Genomic DNA, 14,332 nt, shown 5'->3' on the forward strand with positions numbered 1-14,332 from the left:
GACCCGCCATGAACATGGACGAGCTCGGGTACGTCGAGTCCCCCGGCTTCTTCGGCCCCGCCGAGCGCGAGGACGCCGAGCCGCCGGGCACCAAACGCTTCTACGGCAAGTACCGGGGCGCGGTGCTGGACAACTACGACCCCCTCGGCAAGGGGCGGCTGCTGGTCAGCGTGCCCGACGTCCTCGGCCTGCTGCCGTCGTCGTGGGCGATGCCGTGCGTGCCGCTGGCCGGGCTGCAGATGGGCGTCTTCGCCGTGCCGCCGCCGGGCGCCGGGGTCTGGGTGGAGTTCGAGCAGGGCAACCCCGATCACCCCATCTGGGTGGGGTTCTTCTGGGGCAGCGCGGCCGAGCCGCCCGCGACCGCCAAGCTGCTGACCCCCAAGGCGCCCGCGCTCCTGATCGAGACCATCGGCAAGAGCAAGATCGCCCTGTCCGACACCCCGGTGGCCCCGATGAAGGGCAGCGGCGTGCTGCTCCAGTCCCAGTCGGCGGCCATCACGGTCGACACCTCGGGCGTGACCATCACCGCGCCGGCCATCAACCTCGTCGGGCTCGTCAACATCAACAACGGCGCGCTCGTCGTGAAGCCGGCCTGAGAGGGGTGCCGACGATGCCGGGTTTCCTCCTGACCGTCGCCTCGCAGGTGACCTGCATGCACCAGGGCAAGGCCACGATCACCCCCGGCCAGACCGTGGTGCTGGCCGGCGGCGCCCCGGTGGTGACCGTCGCCGACCTGGTCGCGGTCGCGGGCTGCTCGCTGTCGGGGGCGACCCCGCCGAGCCCCTGCGTCACCGTCGACTTCGCCCTGGCCGCGTCCAGCCGGGTCTTCGTGCTCGGCAAGCCGGTCGTGCTGGAGCCGTCAGGCCCCGGCGCGGGCGTCAGCCAGTCGGCGGCCAAGGCCCCCCAGGGCACGCCGATCATCACCTCGACGCAGCTCAGGGCGGCGGGATCATGAGCACCCACCTGGACTTCCCCTTCCACGTCGACGCCCACGGCAGGTCGGCCGCCACCACGGACGAGGACCACGTGCGCGACATGGTCGAGCAGTTGCTGTTCACGATCCCGGGGGAGCGGGTCAACCGGCCCGACTTCGGCACCGGCGTCCTGCGGCTGGTCTTCGCCCCCAACAGCCCCGAGCTGGCCGGGGCCGTGGAGTACACCCTTCAGGCCGCCCTGCAGCAGTGGCTGCCCGACGATCTGCGAATCGAGCGCGTCGACGTGCGGGCGGAGGAGGGGGCGCTGCTGGTGTCGGTGGCGTACGTGCTGCTGCTGACCGGGGAGCTCAACTCGGTCACCGTCGAACGGAGGACCGGGCCATGACGGCCGACGAGGGCTGCCCGCCCCGCGAGCGGCGGGAGCGGGACCGCGCCTGCGGCTGGGGCGGCATCGCGGGCGTGCAGGTCGACAACGAGGCGCGCACGCTGCGGCTGCTGCTGTTCGGCAAGGCGCCCGTGCCCGCGCCGGAGGCGGACGACGTCGCCATCACCGGGCCTGGACGCGTGGTGCGGGCCGTCCACGTCGAGGTGGTCGCCTCGCGCCCGGCCGGTCGCTACGACGAGCTGGTCGTCCACCTCGACCGGCTCGGGGACCGCTCGCCGTACGAGGTGGCGCTGACCGGGGTCGACGAGCTCGACCCCCGGTACGCCCGGGCGGCCTTCACCTTCACCGGCGACTGCGGCGAGGAGAGCGACTGCGGCGCGACGGCCTCCTGCCCGCCGGGCGAGGAGGACCGCGCGGTCATCGACTACCTGGCCAAGGACTACGCGAGTTTCCGGCGGCTCATCCTGGACCGGCTCGCGCTGACCTCCCCTTCCTGGACCGACCGGCAGATCCCCGACCTGGGCGTCACGCTCGTCGAGCTGCTCGCCTACGTCGGCGACCAGCTCTCCTACCGCCAGGACGCGGTGGCCACGGAGGCGTACCTGAACACGGCCCGGCTGCGCACGTCGGTGCGGCGGCACCTGCGGCTGGTCGACTACCGGCTGCACGACGGCTGCAACGCGCGCACCTGGGTGCACCTGGAGGTCGAGGAGCCCGGCGTCCTGTACGCGGGCACCTACCGGTTCGTGACGGCGGTCCCGGCGCTCGACGGCCGCCCGATGGTCTCGGAGGGCGAGCTGCGCCGCCGCGCGCCCGGCGGCGGCTACCAGGTGTACGAACCCGTGCTGAAGCACGACGTGCCCGTCAGCCCCGCCCGCAACCGCATCCGGCTGTGGACCTGGGGCGGCGAGGAGTGCTGCCTGCCGCGCGGCGCGACGACCGCGACGCTGGTGGACGGCTGGTGCGACGAGGAGCGGTCGGAGCGGCTGCTCGGCCTGTGCCCCGGAGACGTGGTGATCTTCGAGGAGGTGCGCGGCCCGCTGACCGGGGTGCCGGGCGACGCGGACGTCACCCACCGGCAGGCCGTACGGCTGACCGAGGTCGAGGAGCTCGACGATCCCGTGTACGACCAGCCGTTGCTGCGGGTGAGCTGGGCGTGCGCCGACGCGCTCACGTTCGACCTGTGTCTGGCCTCCATCGGCGGCGAGGAGTGCTGCCTGTTCGAGGACGTGAGCGTGGCCAGGGGGAACGTGGTCCTCGTCGACCACGGCGCCACCGGGACGGGCAGGCTGACCGTGCCCGGAGGGGAGCTCGGCCCCGTGCGCTGCGAGGGGCTCGGGCGTCCCGGGCGCGACCCCGTACGGGTGCGGTTCGAGCCCGAGCTGCCGCTCGCGCCCCTCACCCGCCGGGCGCCCTACCCCGCTCCCGAGACCGTCGCGGCGGGCCAGGCCCTGACGCTGGCCGGCATCCCCACCGGCTCCGCACCGCGACCGCGCCAGGTCGCCCGGCTGGCCAGGCTCACCGCCCAGGCCCGCCTCGGCCTGCCGCTGGACGCCGACGACGCGGCCGAGGTGGCCGCCACCTGGGGCGCCGGCGCGGAGCTCGACCCCGACGGGCCGGTCGCCGCCGGTCCCGCCTCGGCCGCGCTCACCCAGGACCCGCGCACTGCGCCGGCCCAGCTGTGGCTCACCTCCGACGGCGTGACGTGGACGGTGCGGGCCGACCTGATCGGCAGCGGCCCCGAGGACCCGCACGTCGTCGTCGAGGTGGACGACGAGGGGCGCTCGCACCTGCGTTTCGGCGACGGCACGTACGGCCGCGGGGTCCGCCCCGGCCAGCACTTCGACCTGCGGATGCGGATCGGCAACGGGACGGCGGGCAACGTCGGCCCCGAGGCGGTCGCCCACCTGGTGGCCGCGCGCCCGATCGCGGTGCCCGTGACGGGCGTGCGCAACCCGCTGGCCGCCACGGGCGGCATCGACCCCGAACCGGTCGCCGACGCCCGCCTGCTCGGCCCCACCGCCTACCGGCACCGCCTGGTGCGGGCGGTCACGGCCGAGGACTACGCCACGATCGCCGCGGCCCAGCCGGGAGTCCAGAGCGCGGCCACCGACCTGGCCTGGACCGGCGGCTGGTACGAGGCCGACGTGGCGATCGACCCCCTGCGGGGCCGCTGCGGCGAGGAGTTCTCCCTGGAAGCGGCGCGCACCAGGCTGGAGCAGGTCCGGCGGATCGGGCACGACCTGCGGGCCGACCCGCCCCGGCAGGTCGCGGTCGACCTCGGGCTGCGCGTCTGCCTGGCGGTGACCGCGTCCCGCTCGGCCGCCACCGTCGCGCTGCGGGCCAGGCTCGGCGACGCCCCGGGCGGCATGTTCGATCCCGACCGCCTCACCTTCGGCACCGGCCTGTACGTGAGCCGGATCCTGGCCGAGGCCATGGCCGTGCCGGGAGTGGTGTCGGCGAGCGTCGTCCGGCTGGCCCGCACGGTCTCCACCGGGCCGCCCGTGCCCGCGGGCGGCGCGCTCGCGTTCGGCCCGCTGGAGATCCCCTCGGCCGGGACGCTGACGCTGGATCTCGTGGGAGGGCGGTGAGCCGGTATGAGCTGCGGTGAAGCGGCGGGATGCTGCGGGCGGTGCACAGCGGGGACCCCGCTTCCGACGGCCAACCCGCCGGGGCGGTCGAGCCTGAGCGTCCGCGTGGGCACCCGGGCGGCGTTCCTGGCCAGGATGATCGGGCGACTGGCCTCGGCCGACCATCCCGAGCTGGCCAGGCTGACCACGCGCGCCCCCGACGACCCCGCGCTGGCGCTGCTGGACGCGTGGGCGTGCGTCGGCGACGTCCTGACCTTCTACCAGGAACGCATCGCCGACGAGGGCTACCTGACGACCGCCAAGGAACGCCGGTCGCTGGTGGAGCTGGCCAGGCTCGTCGGCTACCGGCCCCGGCCCGGCCTGGCGGCCAGTGCCTGGCTGGCCTACACCCTCGACCCCGACCCCGCCGACCCGCCCGTGCGGGTGCCCGCGGGCGCCAGGGTCCAGAGCGTGCCCGACCCCGGCGCCAAGCCGCAGATCTTCGAGACGGCCGGGGAGCTGGTGGCCCGCTCGTCGTGGGGCGCGCTGGCGCCCCGGTTGCGCCGCCCGACGCGCCTGACCCGCTGCCGGGCGGCCTCCTTGCGGGTGGTGCACGTCGAAGGGGTCGCGACCGGGCTCGCGCCCAACGACCGCCTGCTCTTCCACTTCACCGACGGGTCGCCCCTGCTGAGGATCGTGGAGTCGGCGGAGACCGACCTGGACGCGCAGGTGACCGCCGTCCGGCTGCAGTCGCCGCCGCTCGGCCTGGCCGAGGGCGACGAGGAGGAGGCGCAGTTCGTCCGGCTGGAGGTCCTGCGGGCCAAGGCCGCCACGTTCGGCGCGGCGGCCCCGCTCCCGCCGGCGTCGTCCGGCGGCGTGATCGGCGAGGTCGCCGCGGACGACCCCGACTGGGAGCTCGACGAGAGCCTGTACGACTCCGACGCGGGCCCGCGCACCCTGCTCCCGCTCGACGCCGACTACCCGCGCATCCTCCCCGGCAGCTGGATCGTGGTGGTCTCCGGCGACGGCCTCGTGAACGTCAACCTCGTGAGGGAGGTCCGCACGCTGGGCCTGGCCCGCTACGGCATCTCCGGCAGGGTGACCGCGCTCGTGCTGGCGGCGCCCTGGTTCCCCGAGCAGCACGGCGACGCCGGCCGCTCCCTCTCCGAGCTGCGCGGCTACACCTTCTACGTCCAGGCCGAGCCCCTCGCCCTGGCCGACGAGCCGATCACGGAACCCGTCGAGGGCGGCTCGATCGACCTCGGCGTGGTGATCCAGGACCTGCCCACCGGCCGGACGATTCTCGTGTCCGGGATGCCGCAGGACGCGGGCCCGCTCACCGCGCCGAGCGGCGAGGTCGCGCGGGTCGTCGGCACCCGGCGGGTCCCGTCGTCGGGCACTGTGCCGGACCACACCGTGCTGGATCTCGCGGCCCCGCTGCGCGGCAGCTACCGCCGCTCCACCGTCACCGTCTGGGGCAACGTCGTACGCGCCACGAACGGCGAGACCAAGCTCGAACCCGCGGCGGGCAGCGGCGACGCCGGCACGGCCGGCCAGCGCTTCACGCTCGGCCAGCAGCCGCTGACGTACGTCGCCACCCCCGACGCCGACGGCGCGCAGGCGGAGCTGACCGTCAGGGTCGGCGGGATCGCCTGGCACGAGGTCCCCGAGCTGGCCTGGGCGGGGCCGGACGAGCGGGCCTACCAGGTGAGCGTGGACGCGGCGGGCGGCGCGACCGTCGAGTTCGGCGACGGCCGGCGCGGGTCGCGGCTGCCCACCGGCACCGGCAACGTGGCCTTCACCTACCGCGTGGGCATCGGCCGGGCGGGCAACGTGCGGGCCGGGCAGCTCAGCCAGCTGCAGACCAAGCCGCTGGGCGTCAGCGCCGTGACCAACCCGCTGCGCGCGAGCGGCGGCACCGACCAGGACGCGGACCCGGCGCTGCGCGACCGGGCGCCGCTGCCGACGCTGGCCATGGACCGGCTGGTGGGCCTGCGCGACTACGCGGACTTCACGCTGGCCCGCGCGGGCGTCGGCAAGGCCGTGGCGGCCCGCCTGATCGCGGGCGGCAGGGAGCTGGTCCACCTGACGGTCGCGGGCGTGGACGACGCGCCGATCGAGCCGGACTCCGACCTGCTGCGCAGCCTGCTCGCGGCCTGCCGCCGCCACGGCGACCCCGGCGTGCCGGTCGCCGCGGCCCCGCGCACGCTGTGGAACGTCGTCCTGGAGGCGAACGTGTGGATCGACGCCGACCGCGCCCCCGACCTGGTCGAACCGCAGGCCCGCGCGGCCCTTGAATCGGCGTTCGGGTTCGACGCGCGTGCCCTCGGCCGCAGCGTCCACCTGTCCGAGGTCGTCGCGGCGCTCCAGAGGGTGCCCGGCGTCGCGTTCGCCGACGTCGTACGGCTGGGCGCCACCCGCGGCACGACCGCCCCGGACGCCGCTGCGGTCACCGGCGTGGCCGCGCGGATACCCGCCAGACCGGCCAGGACCCGGGCCGGCGGCGTCCACATCGACCCCGCCGAGCTGGTCACGATCACGCCTGGCCTGGACGGGTTCGTCGTCCTGCACGTGGAGGTGGCCCGATGACCCGCGACGAGCTGGCCGCGCTGCTGCCCGCCATCCACCGCAGCAGGGACGAGGAACGGGGCTACCCGCTGCGGGCGCTGCTGCGCATCATCGAGGAGCAGGTACGCGTCATCGAGGACGACCTCGACACCTGGTACGCGAACTGGTTCGTCGAGACCTGCGACGAGTGGGTCGTGCCGTACATCGCGGCGCTGGTCGGCATCGACAGGGAGGGCGTCTCCCGCGCCGAGGTGGCCGACGCGGTGGCCGTGCGCCGCCGCAAGGGCACCGCCGGCGCGCTGGAACAGCTGGCCTTCGACGTCGCCCGGTGGCCCGCGCGGGCCGTGGAGACGTACCGGACGCTGGTGCGCGGCCAGCACCTGCGGCACCTCCGGCCCGACCGGCCGGCCACCTTCGACGTGCGTGACCTCGTCGCCTGCGAGCGCGTCGGCGGGCCCTTCGACACCGCCCCCAGGCTGCCCGACGTGCGCCGGATCAACAGCGAGCTGACCAGAGGGCTGCCCAACATCCCCAGCCTGGCGCTGTACGTGTGGCGGCTGCTGTCCTTCCCCGTCACCCGGGCCCCGGCGTTCTGCGTCGACCAGCGCTACAGCCGCTACCTGGTCAACGTGCTGGGCATCGACACCCAGCTGTTCGCCCCGCAGGGCACGGGGCCGCGGGCCGCCCACCTGTCGGGACCCGCCGACCTGCCGCAGCCGATCGGGCGCGAGGAGTTCGCCGCGGCCGTGACCGAGTACTACGGCCCGGGGCGCGCCCTGCGGATCTGGCGCGACAGCCTGGACAACCCCGTGCCCGCCGACCGGATCGTCGGCGCCGACCTGAGCGACTGGCGCTACCGGGCCCAGCCGGGACAGGTGGTCGTGGACCCGGTGCTGGGCAGGATCGCGTTCCCGCCGGACGAGGCGCCGGAGGAGGGGGTGTGGGTGAGCTGGTGCTACGGCTTCGCCGACCGCATGGGCGGCGGCGCCTACGCCAGGTCGACCGCCCCCGTCGGCGACCGCCGCCGGTACGTCGTGGGCGGCGACGGGTTCGGCTCGATCACCGCCGCGCTCCGGCAGTGGCAGGAGGACAAGGAGGCCGACCCGGACCTGCACGACGTGCTCGTGGAGATCGTCGACTCGGCCGACTACACCGAGGCGCTCTGCGTCGAGCTGGACCTGGACGACCGGCTGGAGCTGCGGGCGGCGCCGTACCAGCGGCCGGTCATCAGGCTGCTCAACCAGCGGGCCAACAGGTTCGACGCGCTCAGCGTGCGGGCCCGCTCCAAGACCCCGCCGCCGGGCACCGCCGCCGACTGCCCGCCGCCGTCCGCCCGCCGCCCGCGCCTGCTCCTCGACGGGCTCGTGATCTCGGGCCGCAGCGTCGACATCACCGGGCAGGTGGGCGAGGTGACCATCAGGCACTGCACCCTCGTGCCCGGCTGGGAACTGGACGATCGCTGCGAGCCCCGCCACGGCGAGGAACCGTCGATCGAGCTGCGCCGCACCACCGCCCGCCTGCGCGTCGAGCGGTCGATCGTCGGCACGATCCTCGTCGACCAGGACGAGACCGCGGGCGAGCCGCTCGTCGTCGAGGCGGACGACTCGATCATCGACGCGACCGGCCACGAGCTGGCCGCCGTGACGGGCGTGGACGCCAGGAACGCCTACGCCGAGCTGACCCTGCGCCGCTGCACCGTGCTCGGCCAGGTGCGGGCCTACCTGCTCGGGCTCGCCGAGGACACCATCGTCACCGGCTGCGCGCACGTGGCCAGGCGGGACACCGGCTGCGTCCGCTACTCCTACCTCTCGTACGCCTGCCACGGCGGCCCGCCGCGCTACCGGTGCCCGCCCGACTCGGAGAACCGGCTGCGGCCCCGGTTCACCAGCGTCAGGTACGGCACGCCCGGCTACTGCCAATTGCATGACACCTGTGCCGACGCCATCCGCGAAGGAGCGGAGGACGGCGCCGAGATGGGTGCCTTCCACGACCTGTTCCAGGCGCGGCGACTCGCCAACCTCGTCGACCACCTGGACGGGTTCGTCCCCCTCGGCGTCGAAGCCGCCGTCATCAACGCCACCTAGGGAGCCCGCTGTGCACGGAGACTTCTCCAACCTCACCTTCTCGCCGGAGCGCGGCTACTCCGCCGTCTTCGACCTGCAAGGCAGGGTCGGCCTGGACGCCAACCGCAACGAGCAGACCGCGATCCTGCTGCACCAGCTGCGCGGCGCGCTGGCCGACCTGATGGGTCCCCACGCGGGGCCGGCGGGGCCCAGGCTGGGCTTCGCCGTCGGCAACCCGGCCGCGGCCGACTTCACCATCGGGGCGGGCCGCTATTACGTGGCCGGCATCGGCGTCGAGAACCCGGCCGAGACCACCTACGCCAAGCAGCCGCACGCCGTGCTGGACGTCGCGGGGGCCGACAGGCTGCCCAAGGGCAGGTACCTGGTGTACCTCAAGGTCTGGGAGCGGCACGTCACCGAGGTGGAGGACCCCAGGCTGCACGAGCCCGCGCTCGGCCCGCACCACCCCGACACCAGCAGCCGGGCGCAGGTGGTCTGGCAGGTGCGCGCCGTGCCCGTGCCGACCGGCGACGTGTCGCTGGAGACCTGGGTCGCCGACTGGATCGCCGCCGCCGCGTCGACGGAGCACCGGGGAGCGCTCCAGGTACGGGCCACACGCCCGCACGAGGCCGACGACGACCCGTGCACCGCGCCGTCCGACGCGGGGTACACCGGGGAGAACCAGCTCTACCGGGTGGAGATCCGCGACGGAGGCACGGCCCGGGAAGGGGCGAGCTTCGCCTGGTCGCGCGACAACGGCTCGGTGATCTACCCGATCCTCGCGAGCGACGGGCCCGTGGTCCAGGTGAGCAGCCTGGGGCGCGACCGGCACACCACCCTGGAGATCGGCCAGTGGGTGGAGGCCGTGGACGACGCGGTCTCGCTGCGCCGCGAGCTGGGCTGGCCGCGCCCGGCGGCGCCGCTGCGCCAGGTGGTCGACGTGGACGTGGAGCTGTCGACCGTGACCTTGGACGCGCCGCCGCCCGCGACCGACCGGCGCCGTCACCCGTACCTGCGGCGCTGGGACCACACGCCGCCCGACAAGTCCCCCGACGGGGCCGTACCGGTGACCGAGGCGCAGGCGGCCAGGAAGGACGCCGGGTGGATACCGCTGGAACGCGGCGTCGAGGTGCGCTTCCTCGCCGGCGAACGCGGCCACCCGCACCGCTACCGCACGGGCGACTACTGGGTCTTCCCCGCGCGGCGCACGCTGGGCGACGTCATCTGGCACCACCCCCAGGGACGCGGCCCGCACGGCGTGGCCTACCACTACGCGCCGCTGGCCGTCGTCGAGGGTGACGGGGTCACCGGCTGGCGGACGTCGTTCGCGCTGCCGCTCACGCACGGCCTGTGACTATGGCGGCCAACGACAGACGCGCCGACCCCGCGCGGGCCGCGGCACCTGTCCCGGACGCCGCGCGCAGGCAACTGGCGCGCCGGGGGGAGCCGCTGGACCGGGTGACGCGTACGGGCATGGAGCAGCGGTTCGGGCAGGACCTCAGCCAGGTCAGGGTGCACTCCGACGGCCCGGCCGCGAAGTCGGCGCGACAGCTGGGCGCCCGCGCGTACACCGTGGGCGAGCAGATCGTCTTCGGCCCCGGCAGGTTCGCGCCGCACACCCCCGACGGCAGGCACCTGCTCGCCCACGAGCTGGCCCACGTCATCCAGCAGCGCGGCGGCGCGGGCCCGCGGCCGACCCGCCACGCCGGGCTCGAAGCCGCCGCCCACGCGGCGGCCGACGCGGTGGCCCATGAGAGCGGCCCAGAGAGCGGTCCCGTGTCCGTGGGCGGCAGCGCGTCGGTCGGGCTGGCCATGGCGGAGGAGACGGGCGGCCCCGCGAGCCCGGAGGACGTCGAGGCGCTCGCCCGGCTGCGGGAGTTCCAGGACGCGGCCGACCTGCGGGCGAGCGAGCTGATGGAGGGTGTCGTCCAGAAGAGCCTCGCCCGGTGGGACGCCGCCCAGGCGGCGAAGGCCGCCAAGGCGGAGAAAGAGGGCAAGCCGCTGCCGGTCGACGAACGCACCCCCGAGGAGCGCCGCGCGGCGGCCGAGGGCTCCTTCCGGGGTGACATCACCGTCGGCGTCGGCTACGGCGTGGACGAGGAAGGCAACCTGCACCAGCTCGTCACCACTTCCAGGGGCAACCGCCGCAAGCTCGTCGAGCTGGGGGAGGGGGAGACGTGGGTCAAGGCCGTACGCCAGAAGAAGCAGAAGCCGGAGGCTCCCGCGCTCAAGGTCGTACCGGCCGAACCCGCCGCACCGGCCCCGGCCGCCAAGCCCGGCCCGTCGCCGGCCGCGGCCCCTTCTACGGCTCCCTCCACGGGCCCCGCTCCGGTGCCCACGCCCGGGTCGGCGCTCGCGCTCGCCCACGAGCCCGCACCCGAGTCCGAGGCGGCGCCGGAGTCCGAACCGGTGCCCCAGTCGGGAGTGGTGCGGAAGACCGATCCGGTGTCCCGGCCGGGACCGCATCTCGCCGACCAGCACGAGGGCGGGGCCGCCGAAGGGGAGACGTCGGAGTCGGACGAGCCGCAGCGCAGGCGTTCGGCGCAGCAGGCGCTCAAGGACGCGGAGGCGAGGCTGATCGCCTACGCGGCCAAGCACAAGCTCAAGCTGGTCGCGGTCGGCGCCAGCTCCAACATCTGCCCGCACTGCGCGGCCAAGCTCGGGCTGGCCGGTGCCGCCATCGGCACTCCCCGGGGCAAGGACCCGGTGCGCGAGCACGTCCCCGCGAACATCTCCCCGGCTCTGGAGGCCATCAAGAAGCTCCCGCCCAGGCCGCCGCGGCCCGAACCGGTCGTCGAGCAACGCCGCCCGCCGGGAGCCCCGCCCACCGGCGCGCCCGCGCCCCCGGTCAAGCCCCAGCCGGCCCCGCTCCCGAAGCCGCCGCCCCCCAAGGCCCTCCCGATCCCGGCCGACGCGGACGACGAGATCCTCCAGCAGGCACAGGCCCAGCCGAAGGCGCCCAAGGCCAAGCCGAAACCGGAGCCTCCTCAGCAGGCCCCCGCCCCCCGACTGGCCAAGCCCCCGGCACCTGCCCCTGCCCCCGCCCCCGCCCCCGCCCCCGCCCCGGCGACTGTGCCCGCCCCCGCGCCTGGTAAGGCGCCGAAGGCGACCGCGGCCCCCGTGCCCGGGGTCCAGGCTCCCCCCGAGGGGGACCGGAGCAAGGCGGAGGCCACGACCAAACGCACGACAGGGACGGCGGTGCGGCGGAACGAGGGCAGCCTGACGCTCACCCGCAGCAAGGACACCGCCCAGGGCACCTTCGACGAGGAGGGCAGGCTCCAGCAGGGCACCCAGACCGGCCGCCAGGCGAGCGCCGGCATCGTCGCCGGTCCCGAGGGGTTCGGCGGGCTGGGGTCGGCGAGCGCGCAGCGGACCACCGCGTACGGCAACGGCTTCACCACGACCAGGTCCGTCGCGGGCAACGCCCGGGTGGTGGTGAAGGCCACCCGGGTGGAGGGGACGGAGCCGCCGGCGTACCAGCTCATGGTGACCGTCACGATCGGCGCCTCCGGCACGCTGGGCGGCGGGGCGGGACGGAAAGGCACGGCGAGCGCGTCGCTGTCGGTCACGGGGTCGGTGACCGGTACGTTCGTCCACCGGTTCAGCGCGGAGGAGACCAGGCGTTACCTCGGGGACCTGGCCCGCGACGGGTCGGGCGGCGCGGAGCAGGAGCTGAAGGTCGTCGGCCTCGTCGCGCGCGGCAGCGTCGACGACGCGCGGCAGCTGCTCACCACCCTGGCCGCCCCGCTGTCGGCCGCAGAGGCGGCCAAGCTCGGCGAGGGCGACCAGGCGAGCCTGGAGGCCAGGCGGGGCGCCGGCGGCTCGCTCGGCCTGACCGCGGCAGGCAGGTCGCCGGTCGGCGCCGAGGTCTCCTACAGCAGGAGCAAGTCGCTCAAGCGCACGGTGGCGCGCCGGGACGGGGCCGTGCTCGTCACGGTCGAGGTGGTGTCGGAGACCGAGAGGTCCGTCGGCGCGTCCGGCTCGGCGGGAGCCGTGAGCGGCGGCCTCACCTACGGCAGGACGACGTCGGAGGGCAGGGCCGTCACCTTCCGCCTCAACCCGGGCGACCCGGACTACCAGCTCAGGTTCGACCGGGTCCTGGCGGTCGACGACGCGGCCGGGCTGGCCGCCCTGGCCGCGGCCGACCCCACCAGAGTGGCGGGTACGGAGTCCGCCACCGGCTGGTCGAGCACGCTGACCCCCAAGGTGGGCATCGCGGGGCTGGAGGCGTCGATCTCGACCACCCACGCCTACGCCGAGAAGACCGTCGTCGACGAGACGGGCACGCACAAGCTGTTCTCCGGGGCGACGGGCGGCGGCGCCGGTTTCGGGACGGCGCAGAGTCCCCAGGGCGCCGGTTCCGCAGCGGCGCCGGGCCCCCAGCTCGTGTACCGGACCGAGCAGGCCGTCACCGCCGCGGTCGGCCCCGGCAACAAGGCCACGGGCGACGTCAGCACCACGACCTCGGAGACCGACCTGGGGGCCTCGGCCCGCGCGCTGGCCTCCGCCGCCGACCAGACGCCCATCGCCAGCGCGCTCAAACTGGCCACCGGCGGCAGCAAGCTGCTGCAGTCCCGCACCGAGGTGATCGGGATGAAGTTGTCGGACGACGACTTCGCGACCATCGCGTCGATCTCCCGGGAACCGGGCAGGTGGAACCACGCCTTCCGCGGCCGGGTCGCGAGCTTCCAGGACTGGCAGCGCCTCGGCCGCAGGATCGCGGCCGGCGGCGGGGACAGGGAGGCGATGAGCCGCGCGCTCGCCGAGTACGCCAGCGACAACGACCGCGCGTCCGAGGCGGTGCAGGCGGTGGTCCGGCCGCAGGGCCAGGCCGAGGGCGGCGTCCGCTACGACTGGCCGGCCGAGCTGGCCAAGGAGCGGGAGGCGTTCGAGACGATCGTGGTGGGTGACCGGGTCGCCCAGCTCAAGGCCCGCGCCGCCGCCGGAGCCTTCGAGGAGGCCCAGTCGGGGCTCAAGACCGACAACGCCCGGCTCGACAAGGCGGCCAAAGCCATCACGGCCGCCTCCGAGCAGTTCACCGACGTGGCGGCGGTGGCCGAGATGCTGCGCAGGATCGGGGACCGCCAGACGGAGATCCGCGCCGAGCTGCGCAAGCTGAAGGCGGCTCTGCCGCCCGCGCCTGCGCAAAAGGAGACGATCGGACCTCCCCCCGCCCCCGCCCCCGTCCCCGACGCCGCGGCCGAGGCGATGGAGGAGCGCAACGCCAGGATCGGGAGCCTGATCCCCGCCCTGCTGACGCTGCGGGAGCAGGAGAGAGCGATCTTCGACAAGGTGCGCAAGGAGCTCGAACATCCGCCGTGGTACCGGGGTCCGGATGTCATCTCCGTCATCCAGGCGCTCAACAAGCTCAAGCCGGTCTACACGCAGTGGGATCCGCTGGTCGCCCAGCTTCGCGAGGTCTACCGCGAACGCGGCGAGGACGGCTCGCGCGCCGACGAACACACCCCCGACAGAAAGACCTATGAGGAGCTGCGCCGCCACCCGGAACTGACCAAATTCGGGTGAGCCGCGGTCGTTTACGAGTGTCGCTCGGATAAATGCAATTTCGGCATTATCAAGCTGGCGTCAACGGCGGTAAACGGGCCGATTCGCCGCCGGAGTTTGGCTCGAAAGCCCAGTTCATGGCCGATCCGATGCCTGGATCAGTGCCTATCGGGTAATTCCCGACCGACCCCCGTCCTTTTCGTGACCGCCCTCGGTAATAACCTATTGACAGATCATCTGCGGAAGACATAAAACCCAGGGGGATCTGTTCGTGCATGGGAGGGGCGCCCGATGGACAGCGCATCT

The 14,332-nt window shown here is 74.6% G+C and carries 8 protein-coding genes; all 8 read left to right on the plus strand.

Translation table 11 applies throughout. The features are described from left to right. The first annotated feature begins 8 nt into the window (after positions 1-8). The 8 genes from ACIBQ1_RS41380 (at position 9) to ACIBQ1_RS41415 (ending at position 14,047) form a co-directional block, all read left to right on the plus strand. Positions 9-596: a phage baseplate assembly protein V gene (locus ACIBQ1_RS41380; RefSeq protein ID WP_397285795.1), complete on the plus strand. Its 588-nt coding sequence runs from the start codon at positions 9-11 to the stop codon at positions 594-596. A gap of 14 nt (positions 597-610) precedes the next feature. Further along, the gene (locus ACIBQ1_RS41385; protein WP_397285797.1) at positions 611-955 is read left to right on the plus strand and encodes a hypothetical protein; all 345 of its coding nucleotides are present in this window, start codon (positions 611-613) and stop codon (positions 953-955) included. Next, the gene (locus ACIBQ1_RS41390) at positions 952-1,320 is read left to right on the plus strand and encodes a GPW/gp25 family protein (protein ID WP_397285799.1); all 369 of its coding nucleotides are present in this window, start codon (positions 952-954) and stop codon (positions 1,318-1,320) included. Before ACIBQ1_RS41385 ends, ACIBQ1_RS41390 begins: the two co-directional genes overlap by 4 nt. Then, entirely contained in the window at positions 1,317-3,911 is a 2,595-nt protein-coding gene (locus ACIBQ1_RS41395; RefSeq protein ID WP_397285801.1) for a putative baseplate assembly protein, read from the plus strand. The genes ACIBQ1_RS41390 and ACIBQ1_RS41395 overlap by 4 nt, the downstream gene beginning before the upstream one ends. A 105-nt stretch (positions 3,912-4,016) precedes the next feature. Next, entirely contained in the window at positions 4,017-6,479 is a 2,463-nt protein-coding gene (locus ACIBQ1_RS41400) for a putative baseplate assembly protein (RefSeq protein WP_397285803.1), read from the plus strand. Then, complete coding sequence (locus ACIBQ1_RS41405; protein ID WP_397285804.1) at positions 6,476-8,542, plus strand: phage tail protein; 2,067 nt, start codon at positions 6,476-6,478, stop codon at positions 8,540-8,542. Before ACIBQ1_RS41400 ends, ACIBQ1_RS41405 begins: the two co-directional genes overlap by 4 nt. Positions 8,543-8,552: 10 nt before the next feature. Then, the gene (locus ACIBQ1_RS41410; RefSeq protein ID WP_397285806.1) at positions 8,553-9,875 is read left to right on the plus strand and encodes a DUF6519 domain-containing protein; all 1,323 of its coding nucleotides are present in this window, start codon (positions 8,553-8,555) and stop codon (positions 9,873-9,875) included. Between the two features lie 2 nt (positions 9,876-9,877). Continuing rightward, complete coding sequence (locus tag ACIBQ1_RS41415; protein ID WP_397285808.1) at positions 9,878-14,047, plus strand: DUF4157 domain-containing protein; 4,170 nt, start codon at positions 9,878-9,880, stop codon at positions 14,045-14,047. Positions 14,048-14,332 lie beyond the last annotated feature (285 nt).

The sequence above is a fragment of the Nonomuraea sp. NPDC050153 genome, assembly GCF_044460125.1.
In the GTDB taxonomy this organism is placed as follows: Bacteria; Actinomycetota; Actinomycetes; order Streptosporangiales; family Streptosporangiaceae; genus Nonomuraea.